This window comes from Flavimobilis soli, from assembly GCF_002564025.1.
In the GTDB taxonomy this organism is placed as follows: Bacteria; Actinomycetota; Actinomycetes; order Actinomycetales; family Cellulomonadaceae; genus Flavimobilis; species Flavimobilis soli.
Window position 1 is genome coordinate 826,739 of the sequence record NZ_PDJH01000001.1, and the last position, 14,557, is coordinate 841,295.

Annotated in this window: 16 protein-coding genes and 2 tRNA genes; 4 read left to right on the forward strand and 14 right to left on the reverse strand. The window is 69.5% G+C overall.

Annotated features, from left to right (window positions below; genetic code table 11):
- Nucleotides 1–59: 59 nt before the first annotated feature.
- The 4 genes from pntB to ATL41_RS03800 form a co-directional block, all read right to left on the reverse strand.
- Nucleotides 60–1,448 (reverse strand): Re/Si-specific NAD(P)(+) transhydrogenase subunit beta, encoded by a 1,389-nt coding sequence (gene pntB, locus ATL41_RS03785; protein WP_098457281.1) that lies wholly within the window; start codon nucleotides 1,446–1,448, stop codon nucleotides 60–62.
- Between the two features lie 3 nt (nucleotides 1,449–1,451).
- Entirely contained in the window at nucleotides 1,452–2,993 is a 1,542-nt protein-coding gene (locus ATL41_RS03790) for a Re/Si-specific NAD(P)(+) transhydrogenase subunit alpha (RefSeq protein WP_098457282.1), read from the reverse strand.
- A 204-nt stretch (nucleotides 2,994–3,197) separates the two neighbouring features.
- Nucleotides 3,198–3,270: transfer RNA gene (locus ATL41_RS03795), tRNA-Lys, on the reverse strand.
- A gap of 121 nt (nucleotides 3,271–3,391) precedes the next feature.
- Complete coding sequence (locus ATL41_RS03800; RefSeq protein WP_143556561.1) at nucleotides 3,392–3,703, reverse strand: hypothetical protein; 312 nt, start codon at nucleotides 3,701–3,703, stop codon at nucleotides 3,392–3,394.
- Nucleotides 3,704–3,909: 206 nt separating this feature from the next.
- Here ATL41_RS03800 and ATL41_RS03805 point away from each other — a divergent pair, with 206 nt between their 5' ends.
- Nucleotides 3,910–4,377 (forward strand): peroxiredoxin, encoded by a 468-nt coding sequence (locus tag ATL41_RS03805; protein WP_098457284.1) that lies wholly within the window; start codon nucleotides 3,910–3,912, stop codon nucleotides 4,375–4,377.
- A 39-nt stretch (nucleotides 4,378–4,416) separates the two neighbouring features.
- Nucleotides 4,417–4,498, forward strand: a tRNA-Leu gene (locus tag ATL41_RS03810).
- A 57-nt stretch (nucleotides 4,499–4,555) separates the two neighbouring features.
- Here the strand turns inward: ATL41_RS03810 and trxA are convergent.
- Nucleotides 4,556–4,927, reverse strand: a complete 372-nt coding sequence (trxA, locus tag ATL41_RS03815) for a thioredoxin (RefSeq protein WP_098457285.1) — start codon at nucleotides 4,925–4,927, stop codon at nucleotides 4,556–4,558.
- Between the two features lie 120 nt (nucleotides 4,928–5,047).
- Here trxA and ATL41_RS03820 point away from each other — a divergent pair, with 120 nt between their 5' ends.
- On the forward strand, nucleotides 5,048–5,602 hold the full coding sequence (locus ATL41_RS03820) for an NUDIX hydrolase family protein (RefSeq protein ID WP_098457286.1): 555 nt from the start codon (nucleotides 5,048–5,050) through the stop codon (nucleotides 5,600–5,602).
- A gap of 10 nt (nucleotides 5,603–5,612) precedes the next feature.
- Here ATL41_RS03820 and ATL41_RS03825 read toward each other — a convergent pair whose 3' ends face one another.
- The 3 genes from ATL41_RS03825 to ATL41_RS03830 form a co-directional block, all read right to left on the reverse strand.
- Entirely contained in the window at nucleotides 5,613–6,221 is a 609-nt protein-coding gene (locus tag ATL41_RS03825) for a hypothetical protein (RefSeq protein WP_098457287.1), read from the reverse strand.
- A 1-nt stretch (nucleotide 6,222) separates the two neighbouring features.
- The gene (locus tag ATL41_RS13015; protein ID WP_143556562.1) at nucleotides 6,223–8,343 is read right to left on the reverse strand and encodes a hypothetical protein; all 2,121 of its coding nucleotides are present in this window, start codon (nucleotides 8,341–8,343) and stop codon (nucleotides 6,223–6,225) included.
- Between the two features lie 132 nt (nucleotides 8,344–8,475).
- Nucleotides 8,476–10,140 (reverse strand): ABC-F family ATP-binding cassette domain-containing protein, encoded by a 1,665-nt coding sequence (locus ATL41_RS03830; RefSeq protein ID WP_169924489.1) that lies wholly within the window; start codon nucleotides 10,138–10,140, stop codon nucleotides 8,476–8,478.
- A 63-nt stretch (nucleotides 10,141–10,203) separates the two neighbouring features.
- Here ATL41_RS03830 and ATL41_RS03835 point away from each other — a divergent pair, with 63 nt between their 5' ends.
- The gene (locus ATL41_RS03835; protein WP_098457288.1) at nucleotides 10,204–10,656 is read left to right on the forward strand and encodes a DUF3054 domain-containing protein; all 453 of its coding nucleotides are present in this window, start codon (nucleotides 10,204–10,206) and stop codon (nucleotides 10,654–10,656) included.
- Between the two features lie 131 nt (nucleotides 10,657–10,787).
- On the opposite strand, the gene rdgB is transcribed toward ATL41_RS03835, so the two are convergent.
- From rdgB to clpS, 6 genes are all read right to left on the reverse strand, one after another.
- Nucleotides 10,788–11,438, reverse strand: a complete 651-nt coding sequence (gene rdgB / locus ATL41_RS03840; RefSeq protein ID WP_098457289.1) for an RdgB/HAM1 family non-canonical purine NTP pyrophosphatase — start codon at nucleotides 11,436–11,438, stop codon at nucleotides 10,788–10,790.
- A gap of 37 nt (nucleotides 11,439–11,475) precedes the next feature.
- Nucleotides 11,476–12,267 (reverse strand): MBL fold metallo-hydrolase, encoded by a 792-nt coding sequence (locus ATL41_RS03845; RefSeq protein WP_098457290.1) that lies wholly within the window; start codon nucleotides 12,265–12,267, stop codon nucleotides 11,476–11,478.
- Nucleotides 12,264–13,094 carry a glutamate racemase gene (murI, locus tag ATL41_RS03850; RefSeq protein ID WP_098457291.1) on the reverse strand — a complete coding sequence of 277 codons (831 nt, stop codon included), beginning with the start codon at nucleotides 13,092–13,094 and terminating at the stop codon, nucleotides 12,264–12,266. Before murI ends, ATL41_RS03845 begins: the two co-directional genes overlap by 4 nt.
- 172 nt (nucleotides 13,095–13,266) lie before the next feature.
- The gene (locus tag ATL41_RS13145) at nucleotides 13,267–13,419 is read right to left on the reverse strand and encodes a hypothetical protein (RefSeq protein ID WP_169924490.1); all 153 of its coding nucleotides are present in this window, start codon (nucleotides 13,417–13,419) and stop codon (nucleotides 13,267–13,269) included.
- A gap of 133 nt (nucleotides 13,420–13,552) precedes the next feature.
- Nucleotides 13,553–14,251, reverse strand: coding sequence for a DUF2017 family protein (locus tag ATL41_RS03855; RefSeq protein WP_143556563.1), 699 nt, complete (start codon nucleotides 14,249–14,251; stop codon nucleotides 13,553–13,555).
- Nucleotides 14,251–14,538 carry an ATP-dependent Clp protease adapter ClpS gene (clpS, locus tag ATL41_RS03860; RefSeq protein WP_098457293.1) on the reverse strand — a complete coding sequence of 96 codons (288 nt, stop codon included), beginning with the start codon at nucleotides 14,536–14,538 and terminating at the stop codon, nucleotides 14,251–14,253. Before clpS ends, ATL41_RS03855 begins: the two co-directional genes overlap by 1 nt.
- Between the last annotated feature and the right edge of the window lie 19 nt (nucleotides 14,539–14,557).

Here is a 14,557-nt window from a genome sequence, read left to right on the forward strand (position 1 = left end):
GTGACACGCGAACGGGCGGAGAACCACCAGGTGGTGGCTCCCCGCCCGTCCGAGGGGAGTCAGAGCGCCTTGACGATGTCCTCGACGCGCTCCTTGGCGTCGCCGAAGAGCATGGAGGTGTTCTCCTTGAAGAACAGCGGGTTCTGCACGCCTGCGTAGCCGACGGCCATCGAGCGCTTGAACACGACGACCTCCTTGGCGTTCCACACCTGGAGGACGGGCATGCCGGCGATCGGCGAGCCAGGGTCGTCCTCGGCAGCCGGGTTGACCGTGTCGTTCGCGCCGATGACGAGCACGACGTCGGTCGACGGCAGCTTCTCGTTGACCTCCTCGAGCTCCTCGACGATGTCGTACGGCACCTTGGCCTCGGCGAGGAGGACGTTCATGTGGCCCGGCAGACGGCCTGCGACGGGGTGGACGCCGAAGCGCACGTCGACTCCCGCGGCGCGCAGCCGGGTCGTCAGCTCGGCGACCGGGTACTGCGCCTTCGCGACGGCCATGCCGTAGCCGGGCGTGATGACGACGGACGAGGCCTCCTTGAGGAGCTGCGCGACGTCGGCGGCGGTCGTCTCGCGGTACTCGCCCTCGACAGCCGCGGCCGCGGGGCCGCCCTCGGTCGCGCCGAAGCCGCCGAGGATGACGGAGACGAAGGACCGGTTCATGGCCTTGCACATGATGTACGAGAGGATCGCACCGGAGGACCCGACGAGCGCGCCGGTGATGATGAGCAGGTCGTTCGAGAGCATGAAGCCTGCGGCGGCCGCGGCCCAACCGGAATACGAGTTGAGCATCGACACGACGACGGGCATGTCGCCGCCGCCGATCGCGACGACGAGGTGCCAGCCGACCGCGAGCGCGATGACGGTCATGATCGCGAGCGGCCAGATCGACGGCGCTGCGAGGAACCAGCCCATGAGGCCGAAGGACACGAGCACCGCGACGAGGTTGAGCAGGTTGCGGCCCGGCAGCGTGAGCGGCGAGGACTTGAGGCGTGCCGAGAGCTTGCCGAACGCGACGAGCGAGCCCGTGAGGGTGATCGCACCGATGAAGACCCCGAGGAACACCTCGACGAGGTGCACGGCACCACCGTGGGTGTCGGTGAGGTAGGAGTTGAAGCCGACGAGCACCGCGGCGAGGCCGACGAAGCTGTGCAGGAGCGCGATCATCTCCGGCATCTGCGTCATCTCGACACGGCGGGCCTGCCACGTGCCGACGATCGCGCCGATGCCGAGCGCGAGCGCGATGAGTCCAGCCGTCACGCCGACGTTGCGCTCGGACTCGATGAGTGCGAGGACGACGGTCGCGGCGAGCGCGAGGCCCATGCCGACCTTGCCAGCGAGGTTGCCGCCCCGTGCGGTCTCCTGCTTCGCGAGCCCCGCGAGCGAGAGGACGAACAGGATGCCGGCGACGAGGTAGACGCCGTAGACGAGCTGGGTGAGGGTGTCCATGGCTCAGGCCTCCTTCCGGAACATGGCGAGCATGCGGCTCGCGACGGAGAACCCGCCGAAGATGTTGATCGACGCGAACGTCGCCGCGACGACGGCGAGGACGGTCACGACGGTGTCGGTCGACCCGATCTGCAGGAGCGAGCCGACGAGGATGATGCCGCTGATCGCGTTGGTCTGGGCCATGAGCGGCGTGTGCAGCGAGTGCGTCACGCCGGTGACAACGTAGAAGCCGACGACGACGGCGAGCGCGAAGACCGTGAGGTGCGACGCGAACGAGGCGGTCGAGAACGCGACGGCCGCGACGACGAGGAGCGCGGTGAGCGCGCCAGCGACGAGGACGCCGGTGCCCTTCCGAGCCTTCTGCTCGACCGCGGGGGCGGGCTCGGCAGGTGCGGGCGCAGAGGCCGGCGCCGGGGGCGCGACGGAGACCTGGACGGGCGGGGGCGGCCAGAGCAGCTCGCCCGCGCGCGTCACGGTGATACCGCGCTGGACGACATCGTCGAGGTCGAGGACGACCTGGCCGTCCTTGCCCGGCGTGAGCAGCTTCATGAGGTTGACGATGTTCGTGCCGTAGAGCTGCGACGTGTGCTTCGGCATGCGTCCGGGCAGGTCCGTGTAGCCGATGATCGTCACGCCGTTCTCCGTGACGATCTTCTCGCCCGGGACGGTCAGCTCGCAGTTGCCGCCGCCCGAGGCGGCGAGGTCGACGATCACGGAGCCGGGGCGCATGGCAGCGACCATCTCGGCGGTGATCGTGATCGGCGCCTTGCCGCGGATGAGTGCGGTCGTCACGACGACGTCGGCCGCCGCGCTCTCTGCGGCGTAGACACGCTGGGTTGCGGCCTCCTGCTCGTCGCTCAGCTCGCTCGCGTACCCGTCGGCGCTCTCCTGCGCGGCGGCGTCGACGCGCACGTACGTCGCGCCCATCGACTCGATCTGCTCGGCGACGTCGGAGCGGACGTCGTACGCGCGCACCGTCGCGCCGAGGCTGCCGGCCGCGCCGAGCGCGGCGAGACCCGCGACGCCCGCGCCGATGACGAACACGCGGGCGGGCGGCGTCGAGCCTGCTGCGGTGACCTGGCCGCCGAACATCCCGGCGTACGCCTCGGCCGCCTCGATGATGCCGCGGTAGCCGGAGACGTTGGACATGGTCGACAGGACGTCGAGCGCCTGCGCGCGGGAGATGCGCGGGACGGAGTTGAGGTTGAGGGCGATGACGCCTGCGGCGCGCATCGCCTCGACGAGCGCGGGGTCGTCGTCCGGGGACATGCGGGCGACGATCGTCGCGTCCGCGTGCATGCGGGCGACCTCGGAGACGGTCGGGGCGTCGACCTTGACGACGACGTCGCAGCCCCACACCGCGTCCGTGTCGCCGATCGTCGCGCCCGCCGCGACGTAACCGTCGTCGGGGATCGAGGCGTCCGCGCCTGCACCCGTCTCGACGACGACGTCGTAGCCCAGCGCGACCAGCTTCTCGACCGTCTGCGGGGTGGCTGCGACGAGCCGCTGCCCCGGGTCAGACTCTCTCGGTACTCCGATGTGCACGTGGTGCTCCTGCAGTTCGGGCCCCACGGGACGTCCCGGCGGGACGCCCCGCCACAGGACGAGCTTCTGAGACAATCAGTATCAGTCTGCAAACCGGTCCAGATGGGACCTCAGGCCCCGCATCGTCGCTGAAGGCGGGCTCCGACCCCGGACTGCATCGGCCGGAAACGACGAACGGCACCCCGTGGGGTGCCGTTCGGTCTGTGCGCCATCAGGGACTCGAACCCCGAACCCGCTGATTAAGAGTCAGCTGCTCTGCCAATTGAGCTAATGGCGCCCGCTCGCGGACGAGCCGCTCGCGTTCTTGCTGCCGATCGCTCGGCAACGAGAAGAAACACTACACCGGATCTGCGTAGAGACGAAATCGGCGGGATTCCGCGGCTGAGCAGGGTCCGAGGTCAGGACTCCTCGGCGAGGAGGCGCTCGGAGTCCGGCCCGAACGGGCTGACGAGATCCGCGAGGAGCGCGAGCGGGACGCGGTCGAGCACGAGCTTGGCCGGGTCCATGAGGCTCAGCAGCTCTTCGTCCGAGAGGACCGGCACCTGCGGCTCGGGATCGGCGTCCTCGACAGCGCGGACGACGACCGCACGGTCGTCGAACTCGATCCCGTCGCGCTCGATCCACCCGTGGACGGGCGCGGCGTCACGACTGGGGCGTGGCTCGTGAGGAGCGGTGCGGGCGAGCGCACCGTTCTGTGGTTCTGCGTTCATGCTCATCTCCCCCCGGAGATGGACGACATCGACGAGACCATCGCAGCATCGGACACCGCACAGCACAACAGGAACAAAGGTGAAGATCCGGGTGAGACCTCGCGAGCACCGGGCCAAGGCGCAGGTCACACGCCCTGGATGCCCGTCCGCAGGGTCCCGCCGCATAGGCTGTGGCCACCCCGTCACGCGCCGCACAGGAGGAACACATGCCCCGTCTCGCCCCAGGCGACATCGCCCCCGAGCTCACGCTCCCGGCCGCGGACGGGTCGACGTTCAACCTCTCCGACCTCCGTGGGCGTGACGTCGTCGTGTACTTCTACCCGGCGGCCGCGACCCCGGCGTGCACGCAGCAGGCGTGCGACTTCCGCGACTCCCTCGCGAGCCTGCAGGCCGCCGGCTACGAGGTCGTCGGGGTCTCCCCCGACCCGGTCGAGAAGCTCGCGGCCTTCGTCGCCGACGAGACCCTGACGTTCCCGCTCCTCTCCGACCCCGAGCGCACGACGCTCGAGGCGTGGGGCGCGTGGGGCGAGAAGAACCTCTACGGGAAGATCGTCACCGGCGTCATCCGCTCGACCGTCGTCGTCGCGGCCGACGGGCGCGTGCGCCTCGCCCAGTACAACGTCAAGGCCACCGGCCACGTGGCCAAGCTCCGTCGCGACCTCAAGATCGCCTGAGCGCCCGCGTACGATGGAGCGCGTCCGCAAGGTCGACGCGCGCGAGTGGCGGAACTGGTAGACGCGCAGGATTTAGGTTCCTGTGTCTGAGGACGTGTGGGTTCGAGTCCCATCTCGCGTACAGCACGAAGCCCCGGCCGGGTGACCCGGCCGGGGCTTCGTCGTCGTGAGCCTCGCGTCAGGAGGCGGGAGCGTCCTGCTCCGCGATCTGCTTGCGGACGTCGTCCATGTCGAGCGCCTTCACGGCGTCGACGACCTGCGCGAGCTGCGAGGCCTGGAGCGCGCCGGGCTGGTTGAAGACCAGGATGCCCTCGCGGAACGCCATGAGGGTCGGGATCGACGTGATGCCAGCTGCAGCCGCGAGGCCCTGCTCGGCCTCGGTGTCGATCTTGCCGTGCACGATCTCCGGGTTGGCGTCCGACGACGCCTCGAACACCGGGCCGAACTGGCGGCACGGTCCGCACCAGGACGCCCAGAAGTCGAGCAGCACGATGTCGTTCGACTTGATGGTCTCTTCGAACGTCGCCTCGGTCAGGGCCGTGGTGGGCATGGTGTCTCCTTGTCCTTCTTCTTCTGCTTCCAGTGGAACAACCATCTCAGGCGCAAGGTATTCCCGCCGCGCCCGGTCCGGCGTTCGGCGATCCGGGCCTCGGGAGGATAGAACTGTCGGGTGACCGAGACTGCCGACTTCCCGTCCGAGAACCCGCGCCCGTCGGGATGGCTCAGCCGTGCCGAGATCAACCGCATCCGCGCGCAGGTCCCGATCGTCTACGTCGACGCGGTCCCCGTGCGGGTCGACGAGTCGGGCGACGTCGTCGCTGTCGGGCTGCTGCTGCGTGTGACGCCGGAGGGCGTCATGACGCGGGCCCTCGTCTCCGGGCGCGTGCTGTTCCACGAGCGCGTCCGCGACGCGCTGCTGCGGCACATCGAGAAGGACCTCGGCCCGGTCGCGCTCCCCCAGATCCCGGCGTCGCCCCAGCCGTTCACGGTCGCCGAGTACTTCCCCACCCCGGGCGTCACGCCGTACTACGACGCGCGCCAGCACGCGATCTCCATGGCGTACGTCGTCCCCGTGCACGGCGACTGCACGCCGCAGCAGGACGCGATCGACCTCGCGTGGATCACGCCCGAGGAGGCCGTCAGCGAGGCCGTCCAGGTCGAGATGCACGGCGGCAGCGGCTTCCTGCTGCGCCAGGCGATGGCACACGTCGGCCGCGCCGTCTGAGCTCTCGCAGCTAGGCGAGCGGGGCCGGGGTCAGGCGCGCGCCCGTCACCTTCGCGTCACGAAGATCCCGGGCGATCGCCTCCGAGACGATGTAGAGCCAGCCGAAGACGAAGCTGGGAACGGTGACAACCACGCCGTCCGAACGAGTCATCTGCTGTGCCGGTCGAGAATCTGCGGTGATGTTGCGGCCAGCCAGAGCTTCACGCGAATACACCTTCAACGTGGGGTTGTCCGGACCGACCCATGTCGTCGCTTCACGGTGCAAGACGTCGTGATGCTCGACCAAGTGCGGGAACCAGTACGGGTCGTCCCCTCCATCCACCCTACCGATGCGAGTTTGCACCCATTGCACTGCATCACGGTCCGTGATGTGTCTGGCAACTATCTCCTTCGCCCGTACGCTCAACAAGAGGAGGCTGTCGAGAGCTACAACATCGATCGGCTGGGAAAGGGGACCAGACCACCTCCACGAGAGCGCCGGCACGGGGTCGATCCACCCCTCTTGATCGAGGGGACGCATGTCGTCGCTGTTGTGCCCATCCCGGTCCGCTCCGGGCCCAAAATCGCCCGAGAGCTCCCAGAAACTAGCACCGCCATCCGGCTCACACTGCGCGCTCATGTTACCTCCACTTGTAGTAGTCGCGGCACTTCCAATAGGCGGCACGCACGATAGTTGGATCTTCATGCACGACATGGACAACCAGTCGCTCGAACTCCAGAGTAAACCGAGCCCTACGAGATTCAGGAGACACTTCTTCCGAAGCTAACTTGCTCGCGACCCTCATGTTCTGCCAAACCCAATCGTGATAGTTCCACGGATGCGGGCCAGCGTGCTTGATTCGATACACGTTCCAAGCTTGAGCCGCGTCAAGCACGCTGAGGCCGAACTCGTCAGCAATGCGTTGAAACTCCGCGCCCCACGTGCCGTAGTGCGTGGCCATGTGGTGATCCTGGTATTTCATGGAATCTTCGAGAAGGCTGCGCGCATGCGGGTCGAGGCAGTTCGGCGGCGGACGGACTCCCGCGCCTGCGCCCGCCGGTTCCGGTTCCGGCGGTGACGAAGGTGCCGTGCCGTCAAGGCAGGCTCCGTTGAGATCGACCTCGTTGCAGTCGGGTTGGAGGGATATCTCCTCGTCGAGGCCAACCGCGGAGACGAGTGCCCCAATCGCAGAACCTAGCCCGCTCGTCCGGCTAAGAAAATCCAGCGACGTGAGGACACCGAGCTCATGACACACCAGCGCGACATCGGCCACTGACGCCGCAGGCTCGCGGCGACGCACGGACTCACCGAGTGCGCCGCACGCATCATCTGCGTGCCGGTCGATCAATCGCACGACCTGCCGCCCTACCGCACGAGAGTCGAGCTCAAGTGGCGGCCATATCAAGTCGACCATCCGACCTTGGCCGTCGATCTCGGCGTTCGGAAGGAGCCGACCCGGATCACGGAATACCGCGCACCTGTGGAGCTCAACGACATAGCCACCCCATCGACACTGGTACGAACTCGCGCGGTCGGCCTGCGTGTACCAATCAGGGCATGCTTCGCCCCCGCTTCCGCAAGACCTGTACTCGCCGTCTTCCCACTTGTAAAGCTGCAGCCAGCAATCTGCAGTAAGACACTCGGGGTAATTTGTGGGGATATCTCGGACCCACTGCGGCGTCTCCGTCACTGGAACGACGGTCTCGGGGGTCGAACCCAGCCCCCCTGGAAACCACTTCGCCCCGTACGACTCGACGACGCTGCCTGGCGGGCAATCCAATGCCAAGAGCGGAACTTCCCCCGCTTGCGCGATGTTGATCGCAACAGAGTCGGTCACCTCGTGGGAAAGCCCATCATTTCCGACGCAGATAAGCGTTCGTGCAAGTACGCCCTCACCGTTGACTTGCGCCTGGCGCCCCGGATGCCCTTCCGGGTACCAAATCGGCACAAACTCGGTATCCGAGAGGTGGGGAGCGAATGATCCCTTCACCTTCGCACTGACGGCATGGCCGCCCATTCGACCTACGATGTGGGAAAACCGGGCCTGTGGGCCCAAGTTTGCCGGGACGGTCCAGGTCAGAGCACTGTCTCGACACGCCCCCTTCCAGTTGGCTGGGTTCATTATCGAGCTGTGATAGACGGCGTTGCCATAGGTCCAGATGCTTCGCAGTTCCACACCTGGAAACGCCGTGTAGTTGTTAGACCCCGTGATCTCACACGATCCTTCGAGCTGATATGTCACGCGAATCTCGTCAGCCTCTGACTTGAGCTGGCCGTACTCTGGCACTGAATCGAGATGCAGACGCAGTTTGCCCGATCGGTACTGACCCATGTTGACCCATTGCCAGCCCGCGAACGAGAATTCTGGCTGGATCTGCCATCCAGGATTCGGCGGGGCGGTCGTCAGCCCGGTTGCGCCGCCTTCGTTCAGGAATACAGACGAAGCGTGCCAGCCTGCGACACCCACCGCAGCGGCTGCCAGACCATTTGCGGCCACATTGCCGAATGTTATCCCTGAGACACCTGCAGCGGTGCCCGTCGTTGCCGCGAGCGCCGCACCGGTAGCTGCACCCGCCCCCGTCGTCGCAGTACCCAGCCCTGCGATGCCGCCCTCCGCAGCGAGCGCAAGGCCAGCAGGCGAACAAAGGCTGCTCTGCGGCGGGCAATACAGCGATTGCGCGCTGGGAAGCGCGACAAACTGGACCCCAATGACGGAGGCGGCAAGCAGAACCGCGGTCTTCATTCTCTTCTTGACATTCATTTATGCCCCCTGACTGGCCTTCACCTGGCAGTATTCCAATGCGGTCGGATGCTAGCAGCGGCGTCGCATGCGGGCAAGACACACTCGCGAGGGCTCGCTGACCTCCTTTCACGGTGGGACCATGGTGACCGCTCAGCCGAGGAGGAGCGTCGGCCAGTCTGCGAGGTCCTCACGCATGCGACGGTCGTGCGTCGCGACGACGACGGCCGCGGGTGTCCGCCGCAGCGCGAGCGTGAGCTCGTCGACGAGGTCGATCGACAGGTGGTTCGTCGGCTCGTCGAGCAGCAGCACGTGCGGCGCTGCGAGCAGCGCGCACGCGAGGTCGAGCCGACGCCGCTGACCGACCGACAGGTCCGCGACCGGACGGTCGAGGTCTTCCTCGGGCAGCAGGCCCAGGAACGCGACGGGCACGACGAGCTCCGGGTCGAGCGCTCCCGCCTCGAGGAGGCGCAGCGCGAGCCGGGCGCACAGGTCGAAGCCCGTCGCGCCGTCGGCCACCGACGCCGCGAGGCCCGACAGGTCGACGCCTGCCTGGACGCCCATCCCCTCCTGCCCCACGACGCCGAGGCGCGCGCCCGGCAGCAGGACACGCTCGCCGCGGTCGCTCGCGAGCGTCCCCGCGAGGACCGCGAGCAGCGACGACTTGCCCGTGCCGTTCCCGCCTGTGATGAGCAGCCTGCCTGACGGCGGCACGGCGATCCGCGTCCCCGGCAGGTCGAGCCGGCCCGGGGCGCGCGGGCTGCGCACAGCGAGCACCTCGAGGGCCGCGGCGCGCGGCCAGTCCTCGGCCATCGCCGGGAGGTCCGGGAAGTGCAGCTCCGCAGGCGGCACGGGCACCTCGACGGCCTGCGCCTCGAGCCGCTCGATCAGCCGGTCGGCCGCCTTCACGTGGATCCGCGCGCGCGTCCCGCGCCGGTTCTTGTTCGAGCCCTTCGGCGGGCGCCACTCGTCGGACAGCCCCTCGTAGGACGCGTCGAGCCGCTGCGCGAGCACCTCGCGCCGCTTCGTCTCGGCACGGAACCGCTGCCGCCAGCGGTGCAGCGCCTGGTTCTTCGCGAAGCGGAACGACAGGTAGCCCGGCTGCCCGTAGAGCACCGGGCGGCCGTCCATCGCGGGGTCGAGGTCGAGGATCGCGGTCGCGACGTCGTCGAGCAGCATGCGGTCGTGCGTGACGATGACGACGGCCGCACGCGTCTCGAGGAGCTGCGCCGTCAGGTACTCGATGCCAGAGTCGTCGAGGTGGTTCGTGGGCTCGTCGAGCAGCAGCACGTCGGCGCGCTGCGCGAGCCGGCACGCGAGCCGCACGCGGTGCCGCTCCCCGACCGACAGGTGCGCGAGCTCGCGCGTACGGTCCGTGCACGCGCCGAGCCGGGACAACGCCTCCTCGACGCGCCGTCCGGCGTCCCACGCAGCGACGTGCTCGGCGCGCGCCAGCAGCTCGGTCAGCGCGGCGAGGTCGCCGCGCTCGTGGTCGAAGTCGCGCGTCGCGGCGTCGAGCTCCGCGGCGAGCTCGTGGACGTGCACGAGCGCCTCGTCGATCTCGTCACCGACCGTGCGGCCCGGCTCGTGCTCCATCTCCTGAGGCACGACGGCGACGGCACCCTCGCAGCGCACCTCGCCCGCCGACGGTGCCAGCTCGCCCGCGAGCACGCGCAGGAGCGTCGTCTTGCCGCTGCCGTTCTCACCGACGACGGCGAGGCGCTGCCCCGCGGACACGTGCGCGGTCACGTGCTCGAGGACCTGGCGCCCCGGGTAGCCGTAGGCGACGTCGTCGGCGACGAGGTGCACGGTGGGCATCGGTCTCCTGGGGTCGCGTCGGGCGGCTGCGGCATCCCAGCCTACGGCCGCTACCGTGGGCACATGACCGACCGCATCGAGCACGACAACCCGCACGACCTGCTCGGCACGCCGCTGCCGCCCGCCCGCACGCCGCGGAGCGTCGTCGTGACGGCGGCCGTCACGGACGCGCTCGCCGTGCTCGTGTTCGCCGCGGTCGGGCGAGCGAGCCACGACGAGGCGGTCGGGATCGCAGGCCTTGCGGGGACGGCGTGGCCGTTCCTCGTCGCGCTGGCCGTCGGCTGGCTGGCGCTGCGTGCGCACCGCGCTCCCCGGGCCGCGTGGCCGACGGGAGTGCTCCTGTGGCTCGTCACGTGGGGCGTCGGCATGCTGCTGCGCGCGGCGACGGGCGGTGGTACGGCGACGGCGTTCGTGGTCGTCGCGCTGTGCTTCCTGGGACTCTTCCTCGTCGGGTGGCGGCTGCTCGCCCGACTTCTGGGCGGCCGGTCGCTGCTGCCGGGGCTCTCGGAGAGCTGACGCGCAGGCGCAGCTCCGTCGAGGTCCCGAGCGCGGCCGTCAGGCGCGCGTAGGCACTGCGGTCAGGCGCGGGGGCGCGCGGACGTCAGGCGCCCGTGAGCGCGGCTGTCAGGCGTTCGTGAGCGCGGCTGTCAGGCGTTCGTGAGTGCCGCGGCGATGTGCGGCGCGAGCGCCCGGAACGCACGGCCGCGGTGCGAGATCACGTTCTTCTCGTCGGGCGTGAGCTCGGCGGTCGTCCGCTCGCTGCCCTCGGGCAGGAGGATCGGGTCGTAGCCGAACCCGCCCGTGCCGCGACGAGCGGTGAGCAGGGTGCCGCGCAGGTAGCCCTCCTCGACGTGCTCGACGCCGTCGGGCGTCACGAGCGCTGCCGCGCACACGAACTGGGCGCCGCGGTGCTCGGGGGCGATGTCGGAGAGCTGCGCGAGCAGGAGGTCGAGGTTCGCCGCGTCGTCGCCGTGCTTGCCGGCCCAGCGGGCCGAGAAGATGCCGGGAGCACCGCCGAGGACGTCGACCGCGAGGCCCGAGTCGTCGGCGACGGCCGGCAGGCCGGTGGCCTTCGCGAGGGCGCGCGCCTTGATGAGCGCGTTCGCGGCGAAGGTGAGCCCGTCCTCGACGGGCTCGGGTGCCCCGAAGTCGGCAGCCGAGACGACCGACCCGGGGTCGAGGCCGGGCACGCCGGAACCGTCCGCGGGCACGAGGATCGCGCGCAGCTCGCCGAGCTTGTGCGCGTTGTGCGACGCGAGGACGAGCCTCGCCGGGACGTTCTGGGCAGGCACGGTCATGTCGCTCTCCAGCTCTCGCGGGCGGGGTGGGTTCGGGTCAGACGACGTAGGTCTCGCCCGGACGGGCGAGGTCGACGGGGCCGGCGTACGTGCCGCGCGCCTCGGCGAGGATCACGTCGGGGCTCGTCCAGGGCTGCAGGTGCGTGAGCACGGCCCGGCGGGCTCCGGCGGCGGTCGCGACCTCGCCCGCGCGGCGCCCGGTCAGGTGGATGCCGCGCGCCTCGTCGCGGTCCTCCTGGAACGCGGCCTCGACGAGGAACAGGTCGGCGCCGCGCGCGGCGTCGACGATGGCGTCGCACGCGTCCGTGTCACCCGAGTAGGTGATCGTGACGTCGCCGTCACCCGTGTCGCTCGGGCCGGTGATGCGCAGCGCGTACGCCTCGACCGGGTGGTCGACGGCGTACGGCTCGATCGTCAGAGGGCCGACCTGCCAGGGCTGGTCCCACGTCCCGAGGTCGAAGCAGCACAGGCACTCGGCCTCGCCGAGACCGAAGGCGACGCCGACGCGCTCGTCGGTCGCGGCGGGCCCCCGCACGGGCATCCGGCGGCACGTGCCGCGGGCGTCCTGGCCGTGCTCCGGGTGGTAGCGCAGATACACGTACAGGCCGCAGAGGTCGATGTAGTGGTCGGGGTGCAGGTGCGTGATCGCGACGGCGTCGAGCGAGCTCGGCTCGACGTACGACTGCAACGGCCCGAACGCGCCGCTGCCGAGGTCGAGCAGCACGGTCCACGTGCGCCCGTCCGCGTCGTCGGCGGAGACGAGGTAGCTGGAGGCGGGCGACTGCGGGCCGGCCATCGATCCGGAGCAGCCGACGACGGTCAGCCTCATGAGTGCCTCACCAGGTCGTGGTGGTTCTCGCCCTCGACGGCGGTGACCTCGGGTCCGAGGAACCGGCGTGCGAGCGCGTGGAACGACGTCGGGTCGCCGGTCGCGACGAAGCGGTGCTGCGGCGGGCCTGCCTCGGGGCTGCGCGCGAGGTCGTGGGCGACGAGCGTGCGGTACACGTCCTTCGCCGTCTCCTCGGCGCTCGAGACGAGGGTGACGCCCTCCCCCATGACGTAGGAGATCGGGCCGGTCAGGAGCGGGTAGTGCGTGCAGCCGAGCACGAGCGTGTCGACGCCAGCCTCGCGGACGGGCTCGAGGTAGCGCTGGGCGACCTCGATGGCCTCGGGGCCCGACGTCGTGCCGGACTCGACGAGCGAGACGAAGTCGGGGCACGCCTGCGAGACGAGGTGGACGTCCTGCGCGATCGCGAACGCGTCGTCGTAGGCGCGGGAGTCGATCGTCGCGCGGGTGCCGATCACTCCCACGCGGCCCGAACGGGTCGCGGCGACCGCTCGGCGGGCGGCGGGGAGGATCACCTCGACGACCGGTACACCGTGGCGGACGGTGTAGCGCTCGCGCGCGTCCCGCAGCACGGCGGCGGAGGCGGAGTTGCAGGCGATGACGAGCATCTTGACGCCCTCGTCGACGAGGCGGTCCATGATCTCGAGCGCCATCGCGCGCACCGCGGCGATCGGCTTGGGGCCGTAGGGGCTGTTCGCAGTGTCCCCGATGTAGTGGATCGACTCCTGGGGGAGCTGGTCGAGGATGGACCGCGCCACCGTCAGACCTCCCACGCCGGAGTCGAAGATGCCGATGGGCGCGTCGTTCACGGCTCCGAGCCTAGCGAACGGTCCTGACGCACGCGGTGCGCCGGGTCACGTTGAGCCGCACTTCACACTCGGCCGCCCGCGCCGCTCGCGGGCATTCGCGGGAAACGCCACGGGGCGGCCCCGGCCGAATGGCCAGGACCGCCCCACGACGAAGGGGTTGAGGGGCTACCGCTTAAGCCCTGCTACGTCCGCGACCCACCAGACCCAGGATGAGGCTGACGACGAGAACGGCCACACCGATCCACACGAGGAGCGAGCCCACCCCGGAGAAACCGATGATCATGAGGATGACACCGACGATCAGAATCAGAAGCCAGCTAGGCATGAGAATTCTCCTCTCGTTGGACGACCCGGTCAGGTCGCCTTTCCCCTCAACCATGCAGGTGGATATTGCTGGCCGCACGCCGAGCAAATAACACCAGGGTGGTAATACCCATCACACCGTTTCAAGTTGCGAATCAGCGGTTCCTGAGGTCGGCGAGCATGAGCTCCACGAGAGAGTCCTGCAAAAACCCTGTGAGGACGTAGACAGAACCGAGCAGACGCACCCGGTCGTCCAGCCCGTGCTCAGAGTCCGGCCGCCCCTCCCACGCCGCAGCGACAGCCGCGTCGAGCGCCTCCGCCGACTCCTCGTCGTCGATCTCCAGCCGGTCCGCGAGCACGAGCCGCAGGTCCGTGAGCGCCGCCGCGACATCGGCAGCCTCCTCACGACCGACGACGACGTCGCGCGCCCCCAGCCCGAGCTCGTCCTCGCTGAAGAACGCACCGGCCGACGTGGCGCTGACCGACTCCTCCGCACGCACGAGCCGACCGATGAGGTCGACGAGCCGCGCGACCTTGTTCCGAGCCACGTCCTGCTGCGTCAGACGCCGGAACTCCGCCGACGCCTCAGGCTCGGTCGGCGAAGCGTCAGGCAGGAGACGGGCGATCGCTGAGTCGGCCGGCGCAGCCGGCACCTCGGACGTGACCCCCGTGAGCGGCCAGCCCTCCGGCACGTCGACGTCCGTCTCGCCGTCGTCGACGTCGAGACCCACGACCTCCGACTCGAGCAGCTCGATGACCTGCTCGGCCACCTGGGCGAGCACGTAGCGCTCGTCCCGGGTCAGCCGCGCGACGAACCGCTCGGGGTGCTCGTCGTCGACACGGAACACCTGCATCAGCGCCCCGACCTCTCGAACGTCGCCCACAACCCGCGCTCGTGCATCGCCTGCACGTCACGCTCCATCTGCTCACGGCTGCCTGTCGAGACGGCCGAGCGGCCCTCGTGGTGCACCTCGAGCATGAGCTGCTCCGCCTTGGACTGGGTGTAGCCGAAGTACGACTCGAAGACGTACGCGACGTAGCTCATGAGGTTGACCGGGTCGTTCCACACGATCGTGACCCACGGGTCGTCCGGGCGCGCGATCGTCGCGGTCGCGCCCCGCTCCTCGGCGTCCCGCTGCATCCCGTCGTCCCGACCTGTC

What these genes read in the sequence shown, in the direction of transcription:
- pntB (WP_098457281.1), bottom strand. Translation starts at nt 1,448, where the DNA reads ATGGACACCCTCACCCAGCTCGTCTACGGCGTCTACCTCGTCGCCGGC.
- ATL41_RS03800 (WP_143556561.1), bottom strand. Translation starts at nt 3,703, where the DNA reads ATGAACGCAGAACCACAGAACGGTGCGCTCGCCCGCACCGCTCCTCAC.
- ATL41_RS03805 (WP_098457284.1), top strand. Translation starts at nt 3,910, where the DNA reads ATGCCCCGTCTCGCCCCAGGCGACATCGCCCCCGAGCTCACGCTCCCG.
- trxA (WP_098457285.1), bottom strand. Translation starts at nt 4,927, where the DNA reads ATGCCCACCACGGCCCTGACCGAGGCGACGTTCGAAGAGACCATCAAG.
- ATL41_RS03825 (WP_098457287.1), bottom strand. Translation starts at nt 6,221, where the DNA reads ATGAGCGCGCAGTGTGAGCCGGATGGCGGTGCTAGTTTCTGGGAGCTC.
- ATL41_RS13015 (WP_143556562.1), bottom strand. Translation starts at nt 8,343, where the DNA reads ATGAATGTCAAGAAGAGAATGAAGACCGCGGTTCTGCTTGCCGCCTCC.
- ATL41_RS03830 (WP_169924489.1), bottom strand. Translation starts at nt 10,140, where the DNA reads ATGCCCACCGTGCACCTCGTCGCCGACGACGTCGCCTACGGCTACCCG.
- ATL41_RS03835 (WP_098457288.1), top strand. Translation starts at nt 10,204, where the DNA reads ATGACCGACCGCATCGAGCACGACAACCCGCACGACCTGCTCGGCACG.
- rdgB (WP_098457289.1), bottom strand. Translation starts at nt 11,438, where the DNA reads ATGACCGTGCCTGCCCAGAACGTCCCGGCGAGGCTCGTCCTCGCGTCG.
- ATL41_RS03845 (WP_098457290.1), bottom strand. Translation starts at nt 12,267, where the DNA reads ATGAGGCTGACCGTCGTCGGCTGCTCCGGATCGATGGCCGGCCCGCAG.
- ATL41_RS13145 (WP_169924490.1), bottom strand. Translation starts at nt 13,419, where the DNA reads ATGCCTAGCTGGCTTCTGATTCTGATCGTCGGTGTCATCCTCATGATC.
- ATL41_RS03855 (WP_143556563.1), bottom strand. Translation starts at nt 14,251, where the DNA reads ATGCAGGTGTTCCGTGTCGACGACGAGCACCCCGAGCGGTTCGTCGCG.
- clpS (WP_098457293.1), bottom strand. Translation starts at nt 14,538, where the DNA reads ATGCAGCGGGACGCCGAGGAGCGGGGCGCGACCGCGACGATCGCGCGC.